Raw genomic sequence first — 18338 nt, 5'->3', positions numbered from 1 at the left:
AATCCCAGTTTTTATTCTCTCTGCTATAGTAGAATCGTGCTTAATCTATCTAAGGTCTAAGTCTATGCAGACTGACCGAAACAGTTGACCTTTGATGCCTTACCCTTGAATTCACTCGATTAAAGGTGGAAATCATGAAGAATGTTCTCAAGATAGTTGCCGCTTCAGTCTTAGCGACTGTAGCTATTGTCGCTTCTCCCTTAGCTCTTAAAGCCCAAGATCGTATCCCCAGCATTCAGGTAGACTACTATCGGAAAACGGCTTTCCAAGAACTCTACGGTGGCAAATATGTTGGCCCTAGAGAATATGTAACTACATCACCGACCGGCAAAGTATTGCCCTTGCGGTTCAGCTTACCCATTGAAACTGCAATTTTCCAAGATACCAGCATTAGCTCTAATACCCCAATCACAGATGCTTTTGGAGTCACCAGTGATACGAGCGAACTGATTCGCTGGGCGGAAACCCTTGGTGAATGTTTGCAAGAAAAACCCAGGCTTGTACGAGTGTTAACTGGAAATACCATTTACATCAACGATGTTGAGGGTTCCATTGTTGAGAATGCCAATGGTGTTCTCGTTTGTCCTCGATAGGGAAAGAAGTTATAGAATCTGAGATAAGAATTTCTGTGTTCGTTCCTCCTTGGGGTTGTTAAAAAATTCATCAGGGGTTGCTTCCTCCACTAAGACCCCATCAGCCATTAACACCACTCGATCCGCAACTTCACGGGCAAACCCTACTTCATGGGTAACACAAACCATGGTCATGCCGCTTTGAGCGAGCGATCGCATCGTATCGAGTACCTCGCGTACCATTTCTGGATCGAGGGCTGAAGTGGGTTCATCAAAGAGCATGATTTTCGGTTGCATCGCCAGAGCGCGGGCGATCGCCACCCGTTGCTGTTGTCCTCCCGATAACTGTCCGGGGAATTTCTTTGCCTGCTCTAAAATTCCTACTTTTTCTAAGAGCTGTAGAGCAATTTCTTCGGCTTTTTCCTTCTTCCAACGCCGTACCCAAATCGGTGCTAAGGTTACATTTTGCAAAACCGTTAAATGGGGGAATAAATTGAACTGTTGAAACACCATTCCCACTTCACGCCGCACCGCATCAATATTCTTTAAATCGTGGGATAATTCAATGCCATCAATAATAATTTTTCCCTTTTGATACTCTTCCAGAGCGTTAAAGGTGCGGATAAACGTCGATTTCCCGGAACCACTCGGCCCCATAACAACGACCACTTCACCTTTTTGAACGTCTAAGCTCACCCCTCGCAGGACATGAAATTTATTACTGGCATACCACTTATGAACCTCTTGGGCAATGATAGCGGGTTCGGTGTCCACAGGAGTTGGATTATCTTGAGATTTAATGAGAGGATCGGAATGGGTCATGGGAATAGGGAATAGGGAATAGGGAATGGGGGATAGGGAATAGGGAATGGGGCGGGTTTAGTGAGGTTCTCTATGGGTTTTCTAGCTTTGGGATAACCCGCCCCTACAACACGATCGATTTATTAGCGGTGTTCTGTATTCAGTTTATTTTCTACCCATCGACTGGCAGCCGACATGGTATAACAGAACACCCAAAAGAGGACTCCAATAAATAGATATACCTCTGAAAAGCGCCCCAGAAATTTGGGGTTCGCTAAAATCGAGTTACTAATTCCTAATAATTCTACCAAGCCGGTAATCGCCAACAGGGTCGTATCCTGAAATAGGCTAATAAATTGACCCACCATAGCTGGAATCACAGCTTTCAGGGCTTGGGGGAGAACAATTAGAATCAAGGTTAAAGGGGTACTTAAACCTAGGGCCCGCGAGGCTTCTGCCTGTCCTTTGGGAATCGCTTGTAGACCTCCTCGCACATTTTCCGCTAAGTAAGCGGAGCTAAACAAGGTTAAGCCGACGATCGCCCGAATCACCCGATCGGGACGCATTCCTTCGGGCAGAAATAGGGGAATCATGACCTGGCCCATAAATAAAATGGTAATCAGGGGAACACCCCGAATGATTTCAATATAAGCAATACTGAGGGCTTTGACCACGGGTAAGGAGCTACGTCTTCCTAAAGCAGCAATCAAACCGATGGGAAAACTTAAGGTAATACCGACAATAGCCATGAGAACGGTGAGCAATAAGCCTTGCCATTCATTGGTTCCGACAGGGGTTAAACCCAGTCCTCCACCAATGAGCCACAGTCCGATTAAAAATACGCCAAACCAGCCAAAGGAAACCCATTTTCCGAGAGCCGGTTGAACATTTCCGACTTGTTGGCCGATCCAAGCGCTACCGGCGATCGCCACCAAACATCCTACTAATAAGGCACGATAGACAATGGGAGTCGGAGCGATCGTGCATCCTAGGGCAGCGATTCCTAAGCCGATGAGAATATTACGGCTAAATAGGGCGAGCGATCGGGCAATAACTCCCCAAGATAAGCCAGAAAAAACACTAATTAGAGCGACTAAAATCCATAAGCGCCAATACTCTTCACTGGGATAACGACCGACCATCAATAGGTGGAGATTTCGCGGGATCACATCCCATTGAGCATCGGTGAATGACCAGGAGAGAAAATTATAACCTAGGGCGATTAATCCCCCTAAAATAATGAAAGTGATTAAACCGTTATACCAGGGACTAAGCAAATTATTTTTAATCCAGTTCACCGGAGTATCGCGCATCTCCGGTGGCGGTGCCATATCGGTTAAGTTACTAGGTACAGAAGTCATGTTAATGGATAATTAATTTTTGATTTCTTCCTGCTTTATGTTGTGGCAATCGTCGCTCTCCCTATCCCCAAATTACCTTTCTTGTAGTTGCACCACGCGGTTAATTTGGTTCATTCCTAAAGAAATGATCAAATTCATCAGCAAATAAGTGACCATGATAATGAGCATCACTTCTACGGGTCGCCCGCTTTGGTTATAGGTGGTATTTGCTACATTGTAGATTTCCGCGTAGGCGATCGCCGCTCCCAAACTGGAGTTTTTAGCCAAGTTCATGTACTGACTGCTCAAGGGGGGAATAATCACTCGTAGAGCTTGGGGAAATACAACCAAACGCATCATTAAACCCGACTGTAAACCCAGGGCTCGGGCGGCTTCCCACTGGCCTTTGGCTACAGCTTGAATCCCAGCTCGGACAATTTCGGCAATGAAGGCAGCCGTATACAAAACTAAGCCCGTTAGCAAGGCGGCGAATTCCCCAGTCAGGCGCAACCCTCCGGTAATCTGACCGAGTTCAATTTCCGTCGGTTTTTCCCATGCAAAGGCTACTGTAATAATTAGCAGGGCAACAATACCAATAATCCACAAGGCCGTTAACTGGGGTTTTCCAGAACTTCCCCGTTCCACCATGGACTTAATCCGTATTTTCCACAGGATAACCGCGGCGATCGCCAATCCAATCAACACACTGCACCACATCGCTAGAGACCAACCCACTTTTGGCCAAGGGAGAAACACCCCTCGGTTACTCAAAAAAGCGAGTCCCATCACCTCTATACGCTCCGTGGGTTTGGGAAACTTAGAAAAAACGGCCCGATACCAAAAAAACAACTGTAAGAGCAGAGGCACATTGCGGATCAACTCCACATAAACTTCGCTTCCCTTTCGCAGTAACCAATTATTAGAAAAACTGGCAACTCCCACCGCAATTCCCACCAATGTGGTGAGGATAATGCCAGAAATAATGATCCGTAGGGTATTCACCAAGCCAGCTAACAAAACCCGGCCATAGCTGTCTCTGGCTGGATCGTAAGGAATAATACTTTCTCCAATGGCAAAGGAAGCTTGGGTATCCAAAAAATCAAACCCAAACTCTATGCCCGCTCGTTGGAGGTTATTGGAGACATTATAGGTTAATAGACTAATAACAGAAATAACGATCGCGATCGCCAAAACTTGCAGCGCGACTCGCCAAAATCGATCATCACGCCACAAAGGAATCGTATGCTCATTTGCCGAGGTCATAACAAGAACAGATTAAATGGGAGAACTCAAGACTCGTCACCCATGATCGCATCACGGGTGACGGCTAACTGTTTACAGATAACTAAATTTATCGGAAAGGAGGAGAATAGAGCAATCCTCCACGATTCCAGAGGTCATTTTGACCTCGATCTAACTGAAATTGAGATTCCTTACCCAAATTGCGCTCGTAAACTTCACCGTAGTTTCCGACTGAGGAAATCACATTAACCATGAAATCATTATCGAGTTCTAAGCCTGTCCCCAAATCACCTTCAACGCCCAAGAAACGGCGGATGGTGGGGTCTTCACTTCCTTTACTTTGTTCGACATTGGCTTGAGTAATTCCCAACTCTTCTGCTTCAATCAAACCGTAGGTTACCCATTTAACCACATCAAACCAGGTAGAATCATTATTAAGGGTTAAGGGGCCGAGGGGTTCTTTGGACATGGTGACCTCCAACAGGATATGTTCCTCTGGATTCGGTAAGGTACTGCGACGAGCAATCAACTGCGATTTATCTGAAGTCATTCCTTCGCAGCGTTCTTCTGCATAGGCGGCATAAGCTGGGTCAGCCTGTTGGAAGGTTACTGTTTCAAAGGTAACTCCTGCTTCCCGCATATTATCGGTTAAATTAAGCTCGGTGGTGGTTCCCGCTTCTACGCAAACGGCTTTACCTTCAAAATCTTCCAGGGACGTGATACCACTATCTTGACGCACCATCATGCCTTGTCCATCATAGAATGTGGTTGGTGCAAATTCTAGACCGACAGTCGTATCTCGACTCGTTGTCCAAGTCGTGTTTCGAGAGAGCATATCCACTTCACCACCCGCCAGGGCAGTAAAGCGTTCTGTCGAATCAAGGTTCCGATATTCTACTGCATCTGAATCGCCCAAGACAGCGGCAGCTACAGCCTTACAAACATCCACATCAATTCCTGAATATTCTCCGGTTTCATCCACAAAGCTAAATCCAGGAATGCCACCATCTACCCCACAGATTAGGGTTCCGCGATTTTTCACGACATCCAAACGACTTTGGGAAGCCGAGTCTGAAGACTCTCCATCTCCTCCTCCATCGGCGTTATCAGACGGGGGAGGGGCGCAAGCTGCCAAGGGGAGAGCTAGCAATAGAACCGACATTAATAAAGATTGCCACTTAGCCATATGTAAAGGGTTTCTCCTCACTGATAGATAGTCATCTTGAAGCAGCCACTTTGCTTAGAGTGGCTTCAAGTTTTCTTAAATTTTATCTTTAAGATATTAGCAGCATCTGCTAGATTTGGTATCAGCAGGAGAAATTTTTGCGTGTTCTAGAACACCTCTTCAGGCGATCGCCATTTCATCGCCAGCCCAAGTTCTGCCCGATTATTGAGGCGCTGTCACCAGGAGAACCGTGTTAAAGTGGGACTTTGAGCTATTCCTTATGGCAAGAGTTCGGGCGACAGGCGCTCTTGAGCTAAATCCCGAATCAGGGCACAACGGGATTCTATATAGTGAGAGAGGAGATCGGCTTCTTCTCCATTGAGCGATCGCTCTTGAGCCATATTACCCAATAGCCATTGTACCAGACTCGGGTCATCGAGTCTCAATAACCGTTGAGGCTGAGTTGTTTCAATCAGTGACCATAGCTGACGTAGCAGATGGGGAGTCATAATGATGCCTCCTTAAGGATTTCTTTATAATCATACCTACTTTAAACCTATAACTCACCGGTTTGACACAAGATCCCATCAAAGGTAGTGAACCTTAACAAAATGATTCATAACTTGACACTCCCATGAGTCCGAAGGTTTAACTGTTAAGTTTAGGTTTACAAATCTATTAGTGTAGTTCATAGCAGAGTAAAGATTGGTTATGCTATACTCGTGACTATAACTACATCAACACTCTGTATATACCATTCTTTAATGAACTCTCGTAAAACTGCCTCTAGATTTTTGAGAAAAAATTTGTTTGTTAGAACTTACTCAAAATTTCCATTACAACAAAAAATCAGTGTTCCATTTATTTTTACCTTTTTAGGGCTATGGATTTTAGGCACAGTTAGTATTGGTTATTACTTTTTAAACTACTTGGAGAGAAGGCAACTCATAGAACTAGAAGGTATGTCAGGATTGATGCTAAAGCAATTCCAAGATGAAATCGAAGCATTACGTGTAGAAGCCAGGCTTATTGTTGAAGCAGAAACCCTTCGTAAAGGAATAGAAAACTTGAATAAAAATACGTTGCTACAACATTTACTGCCCTTAAAATTTTTATTAAAAGTCGATCTGATTCAAGCAATCGACATTCAAAAAAAAATCTTGATCGACTTCAAGATCAATAGTATTAGCAACTCTAAAGTCAATAATGAAGTTGCCATTTCACAAGTCATAAATGGAGTAAGTTTGTCCACAATAGTCAGTGCAGAAGACAAGAGCAAGAGCAATCATATGCCATCAGCAGTTTTGATTGGAACCGCACCTATCAAGTCAAATCAAGGGATTATTGGTGGGATAATTCTTGGGCGCATTATAAACTCTGATTTCCTGAGTGAAATAGCACAAAAAAACAATGTCTCAATAGTTGCCTTCCAAAAGGATAAAATTATTGCTTCGAGTTTGCCTGAATTTGAGAAATGTTTCTGGTTACCACCGCCTCAAAATTCCCTGAGTAATTTTGAGGAATCGATCGTAAAAATTGGCAATCGCGCTTATTTAGGAACAACGGTTACTCTCCCAGGAATTTATCAGTCTCAATTGCAATTAGTTATCATTTCTTCTCTAGAGGGTCTAGAAAAGACCCAAAAAGTTTTTTTGATTCGTCTATTTTTGTTTTCGTTGGTGGGATTGACTGTCGCAATAATTGTGGGTTATTTTGTCTCTAAATTAATAGTTTTTCGGATTACTTTCATGACTGAAGTAACTCAAAAAATTGCCTATCAGAACTTATGGTTTCAGTTGCCTGTCTATTATAATGATGAGTTAGATCGATTGGCTCATGCTTTTAATGTCATGTCTAATAAATTACAAGAAAAAGAGGAAAATATGGACAACAAATTAAAAGCCAAAGTAGAGCAATTGGAAGAAACATTGCAAGAACTTCACTTGACTCAAGCTCAACTGATTCAATCGGAGAAAATGTCTAGTTTAGGGCAAATGATCGCTGGAATAGCCCATGAATTTAATAATCCAGTAAATTTTATTTCTGCCAATATTCAACCCGCTCTTGATTATGTAGAGGATTTACTTAGCATAATAAGTGTCTATCAACAAGAATGTCCCCAATCGAGTCAGACTATGTCCGAAATTCAATTGGATATAGACCTTGATTTTTTAGTCGAAGATTTTCGCAATTTATTAAGTTCAATTAAATCTGGAGCAGAACGAATTACTACAATTGTCAGAAGTTTGCGAACGTTTTCTCGGTTAGATGAAGTTGGGGTTAAGTTAATAAATATCAATGAAAATCTAGACTCAACGTTGTTAATTTTGCAACATAAAATTCGCGAGACCGGACAAGCAGGAACTATTCCTAAAAGAGAAATAAAAATCACAAAAGACTATAAAAGATCGCCCTGGTTAACCTGCAATCCAGGGCAATTAAATCAGGTGTTTTTGAACTTAGTTACTAATGCGATTGATGCTTTGGATGAGCTAAGATCGGATAGAACGAATTCTAAAATTCCTCAAATTTCGTTCAAAATAGAGTGCACCGATCGCTCGTCAGTTCAAATCACAATTTCGGATAATGGTTGTGGTATAAGTGAAGAAGTTCAGAATAAAATCTTCGATCCTTTTTTTACCACCAAACCCATCGGAAGTGGAACGGGTTTGGGATTATCAATTAGTTATTCCATCATCGTCGATCGCTGTGGAGGAACCTTGAAGTGTCATTCTACTCCAGGAGTAGGAACTGAGTTTATCATTGAACTACCGCTAGAGGAGTGATATAACGTATAGTCGTTAGTTAGACCAAAGGAGGTATCGGATGAAACGAAAGAATGCCAAGATAGGAGGGATCGGACTCTTAGCCGGAGCCATGTTGATCGGCTGTACCGCTGGCGATCGCTCTTCATCTTCCCAGAGTACTATCACAATTGGCGGATCGTCAGAAGCTTATCCCATATTAGAACTGTTGGCAGATGCTTACGATCGAAAGAATGTTGAGATTGTCTTCCTGCCCAGTAGCCAAAGTGGTGGAGGGTTAAGTGGAGTACGAGATAATATTCTCGATATTGGGGCAATCAGTAGACCTCTGAGTGCAACAGAAAAAATAGAAAATTTGCAGTATATACCGTTAGTTCGCAATGCCTTAGTCTTAATTGTTAATGAACAAGTTAAAGGAGTCCAAAACTTAAACCGTAATGCGGTTCAAGAGATCTTCAGTGGTGGGATTACAAACTGGAAAGAAGTGGGAGGTATTGATGGTGAAATTGTCATCCTTGACCTACCCGAAGATGAAACAGAAAAAGCACTTTTACGAGAACATTATTTAGGGCAAGACCTAAAGATTACTCCCCAAGCGATTTTATTTGAAGATGATGATGATATTGGGGACGCAGTCAGTATAACTCCTTATAGCATTGGGGCGATCGCCTACTCCGAGAAAATCCAGGACTTTTCAGTACAGATTCTTACTCTAGATGGAATAGCTCCTACCGCAGAGAACATTCAGAATGACCAATATAAGATGGTTCAAACAATTGGCATTGTTGTGTCTACTTCAGTTAAACCAACAACTGAAGATTTCATTAATTTTATCGCCACTCCAGAAGCACAAAGTATACTGGAGTCGAATGGCTATACTTTATTCAAACCTGAGTCTTAATCTATACAGTTAGCTCTTGATTTTAGCAAAGCAGTAGAAATAGTGCTACACTGATCCTTATAGTAACGATCGAACCTTCCTACTCCCCTTACAGCGCTTCGCGCTATAAGGGGAGTACAGTGTAACCATCTCGTGCATCAATAAATGACTAAACTTGCGTTCCCTGTTTCCCCTGTCCTGTTCCCCAGAACAAAAGGCTTTAATGTACCTCCTAAAAGCGGAAACTGCTGTATTCAATGATTGCCAGTGAAACCCCCCTTTAACTTTTGGGTCAAAACTGTACTGTGTAGAATCTACTCAAAGTTAGCATTACAACAAAAAATCAGTATTCCATTTGCTTTTGTGTTCTTAGGACTATGGCTTTTGGGGACAGTTAGCATTGGTTATTACTTTTTAAGACACTTAGAGAGACGGCAACTCAGAGAAGTTGAAAGTGTAGCAGCTTTAGTTGTACAACAATTCCAAAATAAAACTGAAACACTGCGTTTAAATGCCACAGTGACAGTTGAATCAGAAAATATTCTCGAAGGATTGGAAAATACCAACGAAATCATATTGTTACAACGTTTATTGCCCTTAAAGCTTTTGTTGGAACTCGATCTGGTTCAAGTCATTGATATTCAAGATGGATTATTGGTTGATTTGAAACTAAATAGGATTAGAAACTCTGAGATTGATCATGAAATTGCTCTTTCACAAGTTATGAATGGAGTGAGCTTTTCTACGATAGTAGATGCAAAAAACAATAATACTTTTTCCTCCTCTGTTTTAATTGCCACTGCACCCATTAAATCGAATCAGGGAGTTGTTGGTGGTGTGATTATTGGGCGGGTTATAAATGCTAAATTTCTGAGTGAAATTTCCCAGAAAACAAATACATCAATTATCATATTTAAAGACAATAAAATAGTCGCTTCTAGTTTACCTGAAGCGGAAAAATTTTCCTGGTTACCTCCTCCAGAAACTCCCCAGAATACTTTCTCAGAATCAGAGATTAAGCTTGGAGATCGCTCTTACTTAGGAAAAACTGTTCCGATCTTTGAAATTAATCAGTCCCAATTGCAATTGGTTGTGATTTCTTCTCTACATGCTTTAGAAAATGCAAAACAGAATTTTTTAATTGGACTGGTTGTGTTTTCTGTTGTGGGATCGGTGGTTGCAATTATTGTGGGTTATATCCTCTCTGGATTAATGGTTGCTCGGATTAATTCAGTCACTCAAGCGACTGAAAAACTGGCCAATGATAACTTATGGATTAAGTTGCCTGTCCTTTATAATGATGAATTAGATCGGTTGGCTAAAGCCTTTAATCGGATGGCTAAAACATTAAAAGATAGAGATGAGGCTTTCAAAATAAAAGTCGAACAATTGGAAGAGACTCTGCAAAAACTTTACTTCACGCAATCCCAATTGATTCAATCCGAAAAAATGTCTGGTTTAGGTCAAATGGTGGCGGGTATTGCCCATGAGTTTAATAATCCAGTGAATTTTATTTATGCTAATATTGAACCGGCCATTCATTATGTAGATGACTTATTGTATTTGCTCGATCTCTATAAAGAGGCATATCCCGATCCCCCTGAAAGTATTGCTGATACTCTAGAGGATATAGACTTTGATTTTTTGGTTCAAGATTTCCAGGATTTATTAACATCAATTAAATCAGGAGCCGAACGAATTAGTGCAATTGTTCGAGGTTTGCGAACGTTTTCTCGCTTAGATCAATCAGGAATCAAGGTGGTGAATATCCATGAAAATCTAGAAGCGACCTTATTAGTTGTACAACATAGAATTCAAGGAAATATTCAAGAAAAAATCAGTTCGATAAGAGATATTCAGGTGATTAAAAAATATGGAGATTTGCCTTTAGTAACTTGCGATCCAGGGGAATTAAATCAGGTGTTTTTGAATGCGATTAATAATGCAATTGATGCTTTAGATGAGTTGAGATTGGATGCAGGAAATCCAAAAAATCCTCAAATTGTGTTAAAAACAGAATATAGCGATTGCTCTTCAGTCAAAATTACAATTTCGGATAATGGTTGTGGGATGAGCGAGGAAGTTAAGGCTAAGATATTCGATCCCTTTTTTACAACAAAACCTGTTGGTAGTGGAACGGGTTTGGGCTTGTCTATCAATTATTCTATTATTGTGGATCACTGTAGAGGAAAATTGAGATGTCATTCTATTCCAGGAGAGGGAACTGACTTAATTATTGAGCTACCGTTAGAGAAAAACGTCATACAGAACGTTGCACTGTGATGAGGAGGTAGAGGGAGCAAACAAGAGATTTTATGGAATTTTTATCGCACTTCGCACTCTAGCCATAGCTTGTATTGTTTAGTCTCTAAGCCTTCAAGTTTTTACTTGATAGAAGAGAGAATTATGATATGTCTTTTATCGATAATTTCTATGCGAAAATTGCGCTGGTAGTAAAGTTTTAGTAACTTAGGTTACAGTTTTTTTCTGTTTTTCTGTAAGGGGATTGAACAGCGCTACAGTGAGGTTGACGAGAGTTTACCTAGGAGTTGAACCATGAGCGTTCATGAATATCACCCTGTTAATGTCTATTTAAAAAATCACTCTGGAAGTCGCTCAGAAATGGTTCTGGCAATCATTTTCGGATCTTTTGTGCTGGGATTTATCCCCATTGCTTTATTTTCAGATCTTTCAGTAACAACGACTCTGATACCCACAGAAGCTCAACTCTGGAGTTCTTTAGCAGAGAAACAGACTCCAATTTCTCTCCACATGCCATCGACAGAACGTATGATTCCGACAGAAGCTCAACTTTGGAGTTCTTTAGGAGAGAAATATTAGAAAAAGAGGAAAATTTTTGGCTAGAGTTTAGGGTTTTAATCGTGCAAATAAGTGGCTATTCGTTTTAATAATGCCATGCCCACAACAGAATTTCCCATAGAATCAAGAAGGGGGCTATAAGTGGCGATCGCCCCCTGCTGGGGAACTAAGGATAATAATACTCCACTCACTCCTGACTTTGTCGGTAATCCCACTAAAGAGGCAAATTCTGCTGAATATTCATATAATCCACAGGTTTGCATTAACTCCGTCACCCAGAATTGATGCTCTGACTTGATTTTACCTTGGGGATTAACCAATCCTAGTCCCAATTGAACCAAATATTCAAGACTGGATGATAAACAACACACCTTTTGATAAGTATCTAATGCAACTGATTCAGGACTGCCTAAATAACCCGATTGTGCCAGGATTTGGGTTAAATTCTGATTGATTTGATTCGGTAAAGATTCTACAGACGCTAAAAGTTGCCGATCTACAAATAACTCAGTTTGACCATAATCATTGAGCCAATTACGGAATCTTTCAAATTTTTCTATACTGGTAGATCCGGGCAAATGGGAACAGAGGGCGATCGCCCCACTATTGATCATCGGATTGCGGGGAAATCCCTTATCTACTTGTAACTGTTCGACCGAGTTATATGGGTAATCTGAGGGGCAATTACCGACAATGCCCTTAATTTTCTCGGTTCCTAACTGTTCTAAACAATACAGCAAAACAAAGGGCTTAATCACACTCATCAACGGTACATCATGTTCCCCCCATCCATCCCCTGGATCATGCAAACTTTGAATATAAATCCCCCTGTTTTGCGGATCAACCTTGGCTAACTTAGGGATATAAGTCGGTAAACTTCCTGACACATTCAACGCTTCAATTTCGGTTAACCACTGCTCTACAGTAGACCGGGTGATACTTTTTAAATCTCTCATAGTCAATCCTGACAAGCTATTGCCATTCGTGCCCCCCTAGCTTACAGCCTTAACGGGTGACCCCTACTCATTCCCCATTACTTGCCCATAGCGCTATCATAAAACTTAAGAAAAGTTAAGTTATGTGAAGACCCTTGACTGTAACCGCCCAATCCCAAACTCCAGTATCAACAACTTGGCATCGCCTGCATCCCCTCTGGCAAGGTGATGAAACTGAGATCCAAACCGGACTACCCCATGAACAACTCTCTCCTGCTTGGCAAATTCTTTTACTTGGGGATGGTTCGCCCACGCGTCACTTGCAATTGTTAACCCGCGAACCAACGGAAGTCGATGTGATTGATATGTCTCCAATTGGCATGAATGGCGATCGCGCTCCGGGTCAGATTTCAGCAATTCCAGGGCCCAGATTAAGGCGACAGGTTTGGTTGAGAACTGCATCAGGACAACGATTAGCCTATGCGACTTCTTGGTGGGAAGCCAGTCATGTCGATGACTATTTACAAAATCGCTCGTTACCCATCTGGGCGAGTTTAGCGCAGTTGAGAACCGAGTTGTATCGAGATATTCAAGGTTTGTATTATGGCCATTCTCAAGCCTTAGAGGAAGCCTTTGAGCAACCGGGGCCCTTTTGGGGTCGCCATTATCTATTTTGGCATCATAAACGGCCGTTTACGTTGATTTATGAGGTATTTTCTCCTTATTTAATTCAGTATTTAGGGCCAACGGCTTGTGTGAACAGTTTATAGGACTTGATGAATCTCGATCGCCATGTCACTTCAGTTATATCCCCTATATCCTATCCTCTATCAAGGCTTAAAACCCTTATTTCCCCAGTGTTTATGGCGGGGAAATCCCCATCAAAAGGCGATCGCCTTAACCTTTGATGATGGTCCCCATCCCCAATACACCCTAGAGCTGTTAACGGTTTTAGAAACCTACGCCGTTAAAGCCAACTTTTTTTGCCTCGGACAACAGGTTAAACAGTATCCAGAAGTCGCCAAAGCGATTTACGATCGCGGTCATTGGATTGGCTTACATGGCTATACCCATCAGAACTTTCCCGAACTCACTCCAGAGCAACTCTGCCAAGGGTTATACCATACTCAAACTGCGATTCTTGAGGCCTGTGGTTTAAATCCCGAAACCGAGCGATCGCGATTTCGGGATGTACGGCCTCCCAATGGGTTATTTATTCCCCAAACCCTAGACCTATTGCAGCAATGGAATTATCGGCCGGTCATGTGGACCGTGGTTCCCGAAGATTGGGTCGATCCAGGAGTCTCAATTGTCGTCAATCGGGTCATGAAAACGGTTTGCCCCGGCTCGGTGATTGTTCTCCATGATGGCCGGTATGGGGGGCAGAGTGTGGCCGAAACTACAGAGCGTATCATCCCCATGCTGTTAAAACAAGAGTATCAGTTTGTCAGCATCGAGCAACTGTGGCATTCTTAATCTTGACTTCCTGTACTATCTTCCCCTATTTCCCCATTCCCCCATGTCCCATCCTTATTCCGATCGCCGCTGGCATATTTGGATCGATCGCGGCGGAACGTTTACCGATCTAGTTGCCCTGAGTCCAGAGGGTCAAACGGTGGCTCATAAACTCCTCTCGGAAAATCCAGAACGCTATGCAGATGCAGCGATTCAAGGGATTCGCGATCTGTTAGGCGTGGGAGCGGATGAACCCATTGAGAGCGATCGCATTGCGGTGGTAAAAATGGGAACGACGGTGGCGACGAATGCCCTATTAGAGCGAAAAGGCGATCGCACGGTTCTGTTAATCACCCAAGGCTTTCGGGATGCGTTGCGTATTGGCTATCAAAACCGCCCGGATCTGTTTGCCCAACAGATTCAACTGCCAGAATTACTCTATGAAGAAGCGATCGAAGTCCAAGAGCGCCTCAGTGCTAAGGGGCAAGAATTGCAACCGGTTAACCGGGAGGCTCTGGTGCCCCAACTGCAAGCCGCCTACGATCGCGGAATCCGCAGTTGTGCGATCGCCCTTTTGCATGGCTATCGCTATCCCCAACACGAACAGGACGTGGCGCAACTGGCGAAAAACATGGGCTTTACTCAAATCTCTGTCTCCCATCAAGTTAGCCCCCTGATCAAACTCGTCAGTCGCGGAGATACCACCGTTGTCGATGCATATCTGTCTCCCATCCTCCGACGCTACGTGAATCAAGTGCAAGAACAACTGACGGGAGAATCAGGAGATGCCGTTAATCTGATGTTCATGCAGTCTAATGGCGGGTTAGTAGATGCCGAGCAATTCCAAGGTAAAGATAGCATCCTATCGGGGCCAGCCGGAGGCATTGTGGGAGCAGTACAAACCAGTGCCCAAGCCGGTTTTGAGAAAATTATTACTTTTGATATGGGTGGTACGTCCACCGATGTCGCTCATTATAACGGGGAATACGAACGACAATTTGATACCGAAATTGCTGGGGTAAGGGTGCGATCGCCCATGATGGCGATTCACACGGTAGCGGCTGGGGGCAGTTCGGTGGTGTTCTTCGACGGTTCCCGCTACCGTGTCGGGCCGGATTCAGCCGGTGCAAACCCTGGGCCTGTCTGCTATCGACGGGGCGGTCCCCTGACGATCACCGACTGTAATGTACTGTTGGGGAAACTGAATCCGCGCTTTTTCCCGGCGGTTTTTGGCTCCCAGGGAAACCTACCTCTAGATGGCGATCGCGTGCGCGAGCAGTTCCAAACTCTGGCTCAGGAGATACAGAAAGAAACCGGAGATCTACGGATAGCGGAACAAGTGGCGACGGGGTTTATTGCGATCGCCATTGAAAATATGGCCAATGCGATTAAAAAAATCTCTCTGCAACGGGGTTATGATGTTTCTGGCTATACCCTCTGTTGCTTTGGCGGTGCAGGGGGGCAACATGCCTGTCAACTCGCCGATACATTAGGCATTCGTCAAATTGTTATTCATCCCTACGCTGGGGTACTCTCAGCCTATGGTATGGGACTTGCTGATATTCGCATCATGCGCGAGCAAACCCTGGAGGAAGAGCTAACCGATGGTGTAATGGTAGAGTTGCAAGATCGGGTGATTCCCCAGTTAGTCAAAGACGCGCAAGCAGAATTATCGGAACAGTCCGGCGATCGCGAAGAAATTGTGGTTAAACTGCATCTAAAATATGAAGGCAGCGATACGCCTTTATTAGTCAATTTTTCCGATTCTTCTCTAGAAAACCTCAAACAAGAATTTGAGCATCAACATCAGCAACGCTATGGCTTTACCTTAACCCAAAAACCGTTAGTGGTGGATATGATTTCAGTAGAAATTGTGCAAACCATGGCTCATCCTGAAGGGGAAATTCAAGAACCCGTTACCGATAGTGTCCCCCCAGAAATGGCAAGAGTGCCCGTTTATTGTTCCATACAAAATCCTGTAGAATTGGGTTCTGTAGGGGCGGGTTCACGAAGATCTCGGTGGGAAGGCGATAATATTGGCGAACCCGCCCTTACATCTGCATCACCAAAGTGGCAATATGTGCCAGTTTATGACCGCCAAAAGTTACAACCAGGACACACAATAATTGGGCCGGCACTAATTATTGAACCTACCGGAACCAATGTAATTGAAAGCGGTTGGCAAGCGCAAGTTCATCCCCGTCAACATTTAGTATTAACGGCTATCCATGCGGCTTCGTACCAAGATGGGGGAGCGGGTTCACCGACAGTTTCCTCTTCCTACCCAGATCTTCGTAAACCCGCCCCTACGGAAACTGGATTTGTAAGAGCGGGTTTATCAACATCTTCGCTTCCCCACCAAGAGCATCGTAAACCCGCCCCTATAGAAAATGTCCCTACGGAAAAGGTGAAAAAAGATCCGGTGCTGTTGGAAATTTTCAATAACCTATTTGGGGCGATCGCCGAACAAATGGGCGTAACCCTGCAAAATACCGCGGTTTCCGTCAATATTAAGGAACGGTTGGACTTTTCCTGTGCCCTATTCGATCCAGAAGGAAACTTAGTCGCCAATGCGCCCCATATCCCGGTTCATTTAGGCTCGATGAGCGAAAGTGTAAAAGCCTTAATTCAAGATAAGGGAAACCAGATTAAACCGGGAGAGGTTTATCTTTCTAATAATCCCTATAATGGCGGAACTCATTTACCAGATATCACTGTAATCACGCCAGTTTTTTTACCTCAAAATCCCATCAAACCCTCCTTTTATGTCGCTTCGCGGGGACATCATGCCGATCTCGGAGGCATTACCCCCGGCTCCATGCCACCCCATAGCCAAACGATTACAGAAGAGGGGATTTTATTCGATAATTTCCTGTTAGTGACTGAGGGTAGATTTGAAGCCAATTTACTCATCGATTGCTTGTTAGCGCCTCCCTATCCCGCTCGTAATTATTCCCAAAATTTAGCCGACTTGCAAGCACAAATTGCAGCCAATAATCAGGGTGTTCGAGAATTGGTGAAAATGGTCAATCAGTATGGTCTAGAAACCGTACAATCCTATATGGAATATGTGCAAGACAATGCAGAACAGGCGGTGCGATCGGCGATCGCCCAGTTATCTAATGGTGAATTTACTTATGAATTCGATAATGGTGCAGTGATTCACGTTACCATCACGGTTGACCGAGAACAATGCAACGTGGCGATCGACTTTACCGGCACATCTGCCCAACTGCCCAATAACTTTAATGCCCCTAAAGCCGTCTGTCAGGCTGCCGTATTGTACGTCTTTCGCACCCTCGTAGACGACCCCATTCCCCTGAATGCCGGATGCCTGAAACCCCTCAATATCAAGATTCCAGAAGGCTCCATGCTCAATCCCCACTATCCGGCTGCCGTTGTTGCCGGCAACGTAGAGACTTCCCAGGCGATCGTTGATACCCTCTACGGAGCGCTAGAACTCCTCGCCGCTTCCCAAGGAACCATGAATAACTTTACCTTCGGCAACCCAGATTATCAATACTACGAAACCATTTGCGGCGGTTCAGGTGCTGGTCCCACCTTCCACGGTACAGACGCGGTGCATACCCACATGACCAACTCAAGGCTGACCGATCCAGAAGTCCTAGAACACCGCTTTCCCGTCCGTTTGGAAGAATTTGCCATCCGTCCCCAAAGTGGCGGAAAAGGGCAATTTTGCGGTGGTAACGGCATCGTGCGCCGCATCCAATTCCTAGAACCCATGACGGCAGGTATTCTTTCTAACCATCGCCAAATTCCCCCCTTCGGTCTAGCCGGTGGCGAACCAGGAACTGTTGGACGTAACTGGATCGAGCGCAAAAACGGTTACACCGAAGAACTCGACAGTACCGCCACCGTAGAGTTAGATGCAGGCGAAAAAATCACCATTGAAACCCCAGGAGGCGGAGGCTGGGGAATGACGTTAAACTAAAAGCCATGGGCTGGGACAAAAACCACTTTATTTGGATGAGGAGGTTATTCTAGAATGGATACAATAGATCGATACTATTCAATAATTTATCCGATTTTAAAAGAATATGCAGACCTTCCCTAATAAGGTTAGAGCTTCGACTTTATTTTTCTTTTTTAACTGATTCAGTAATTGATTATAGATGCGATAGAATTTGTGGTCTTCTCTCGATTTACAGGCTTTAGAGAAGGTGGATATGTCCACCTAAATACCCGTATGATTCAATCGGTAGAATAAGTCTCTCATGCTAGTCAAACTACTATCGAATATGAAGTTAAACCAGATTTCAAAGAAGAGGCGAGAGTTGAGAACTGGGTAGTCATGAGGAGACAATGACTTGAGAATGGGTTTGACAAGATTGGTAAAGGAAGC

Annotated in this window: 14 protein-coding genes; 8 read left to right on the top strand and 6 right to left on the bottom strand. The window is 43.6% G+C overall.

What is annotated here, in order from left to right; genetic code table 11:
- The first annotated feature begins 134 nt into the window (after positions 1–134).
- Positions 135–593 (top strand): hypothetical protein, encoded by a 459-nt coding sequence (locus J7545_RS17750; protein ID WP_318699814.1) that lies wholly within the window; start codon positions 135–137, stop codon positions 591–593.
- Between the two features lie 9 nt (positions 594–602).
- On the opposite strand, the gene J7545_RS17745 is transcribed toward J7545_RS17750, so the two are convergent.
- From J7545_RS17745 to J7545_RS17725, 5 genes are all read right to left on the bottom strand, one after another.
- Positions 603–1394 (bottom strand): amino acid ABC transporter ATP-binding protein, encoded by a 792-nt coding sequence (locus J7545_RS17745; RefSeq protein WP_271938198.1) that lies wholly within the window; start codon positions 1392–1394, stop codon positions 603–605.
- A 122-nt stretch (positions 1395–1516) separates the two neighbouring features.
- Positions 1517–2734 carry an amino acid ABC transporter permease gene (locus tag J7545_RS17740; RefSeq protein ID WP_318699812.1) on the bottom strand — a complete coding sequence of 406 codons (1218 nt, stop codon included), beginning with the start codon at positions 2732–2734 and terminating at the stop codon, positions 1517–1519.
- A gap of 72 nt (positions 2735–2806) precedes the next feature.
- Positions 2807–3976, bottom strand: coding sequence for an amino acid ABC transporter permease (locus J7545_RS17735; RefSeq protein ID WP_318699810.1), 1170 nt, complete (start codon positions 3974–3976; stop codon positions 2807–2809).
- A gap of 88 nt (positions 3977–4064) precedes the next feature.
- Positions 4065–5141 (bottom strand): amino acid ABC transporter substrate-binding protein, encoded by a 1077-nt coding sequence (locus J7545_RS17730; RefSeq protein ID WP_318699809.1) that lies wholly within the window; start codon positions 5139–5141, stop codon positions 4065–4067.
- A gap of 257 nt (positions 5142–5398) precedes the next feature.
- The gene (locus tag J7545_RS17725; RefSeq protein ID WP_318699808.1) at positions 5399–5629 is read right to left on the bottom strand and encodes a hypothetical protein; all 231 of its coding nucleotides are present in this window, start codon (positions 5627–5629) and stop codon (positions 5399–5401) included.
- Positions 5630–5884: 255 nt separating this feature from the next.
- Here J7545_RS17725 and J7545_RS17720 point away from each other — a divergent pair, with 255 nt between their 5' ends.
- The 4 genes from J7545_RS17720 to J7545_RS17705 all read left to right on the top strand — a co-directional run bounded on the left by J7545_RS17720 (position 5885) and on the right by J7545_RS17705 (position 11606).
- Positions 5885–7906 (top strand): sensor histidine kinase, encoded by a 2022-nt coding sequence (locus J7545_RS17720; RefSeq protein ID WP_318719933.1) that lies wholly within the window; start codon positions 5885–5887, stop codon positions 7904–7906.
- Between the two features lie 40 nt (positions 7907–7946).
- A complete protein-coding gene (locus J7545_RS17715) occupies positions 7947–8786 on the top strand; it encodes a substrate-binding domain-containing protein (RefSeq protein WP_318699806.1) in 840 nt (279 codons plus the stop codon).
- A gap of 363 nt (positions 8787–9149) precedes the next feature.
- A complete protein-coding gene (locus J7545_RS17710; RefSeq protein ID WP_318699805.1) occupies positions 9150–11048 on the top strand; it encodes an ATP-binding protein in 1899 nt (632 codons plus the stop codon).
- A gap of 273 nt (positions 11049–11321) precedes the next feature.
- A complete protein-coding gene (locus tag J7545_RS17705; RefSeq protein ID WP_318699804.1) occupies positions 11322–11606 on the top strand; it encodes a hypothetical protein in 285 nt (94 codons plus the stop codon).
- A 35-nt stretch (positions 11607–11641) separates the two neighbouring features.
- Here J7545_RS17705 and J7545_RS17700 read toward each other — a convergent pair whose 3' ends face one another.
- Positions 11642–12541 (bottom strand): glutaminase, encoded by a 900-nt coding sequence (locus tag J7545_RS17700; RefSeq protein WP_318699802.1) that lies wholly within the window; start codon positions 12539–12541, stop codon positions 11642–11644.
- Positions 12542–12675: 134 nt separating this feature from the next.
- Here J7545_RS17700 and J7545_RS17695 point away from each other — a divergent pair, with 134 nt between their 5' ends.
- Genes J7545_RS17695 through J7545_RS17685 form a run of 3 tightly spaced genes read left to right on the top strand, consistent with a single transcriptional unit; the run spans position 12676 to position 17927 of the window.
- Positions 12676–13290 carry a chorismate lyase gene (locus J7545_RS17695; RefSeq protein WP_318699801.1) on the top strand — a complete coding sequence of 205 codons (615 nt, stop codon included), beginning with the start codon at positions 12676–12678 and terminating at the stop codon, positions 13288–13290.
- A gap of 22 nt (positions 13291–13312) precedes the next feature.
- Entirely contained in the window at positions 13313–13996 is a 684-nt protein-coding gene (locus tag J7545_RS17690; protein WP_318699800.1) for a polysaccharide deacetylase family protein, read from the top strand.
- 43 nt (positions 13997–14039) lie between these two features.
- Positions 14040–17927, top strand: a complete 3888-nt coding sequence (locus J7545_RS17685) for a hydantoinase B/oxoprolinase family protein (RefSeq protein WP_318719932.1) — start codon at positions 14040–14042, stop codon at positions 17925–17927.
- Positions 17928–18338 lie beyond the last annotated feature (411 nt).

It is taken from the genome of Roseofilum sp. SBFL (assembly GCF_017746885.1).
Lineage (GTDB): Bacteria > Cyanobacteriota > Cyanobacteriia > Cyanobacteriales > Desertifilaceae > Roseofilum.
This window is presented reverse-complemented; position numbering and strand designations above follow the sequence as displayed.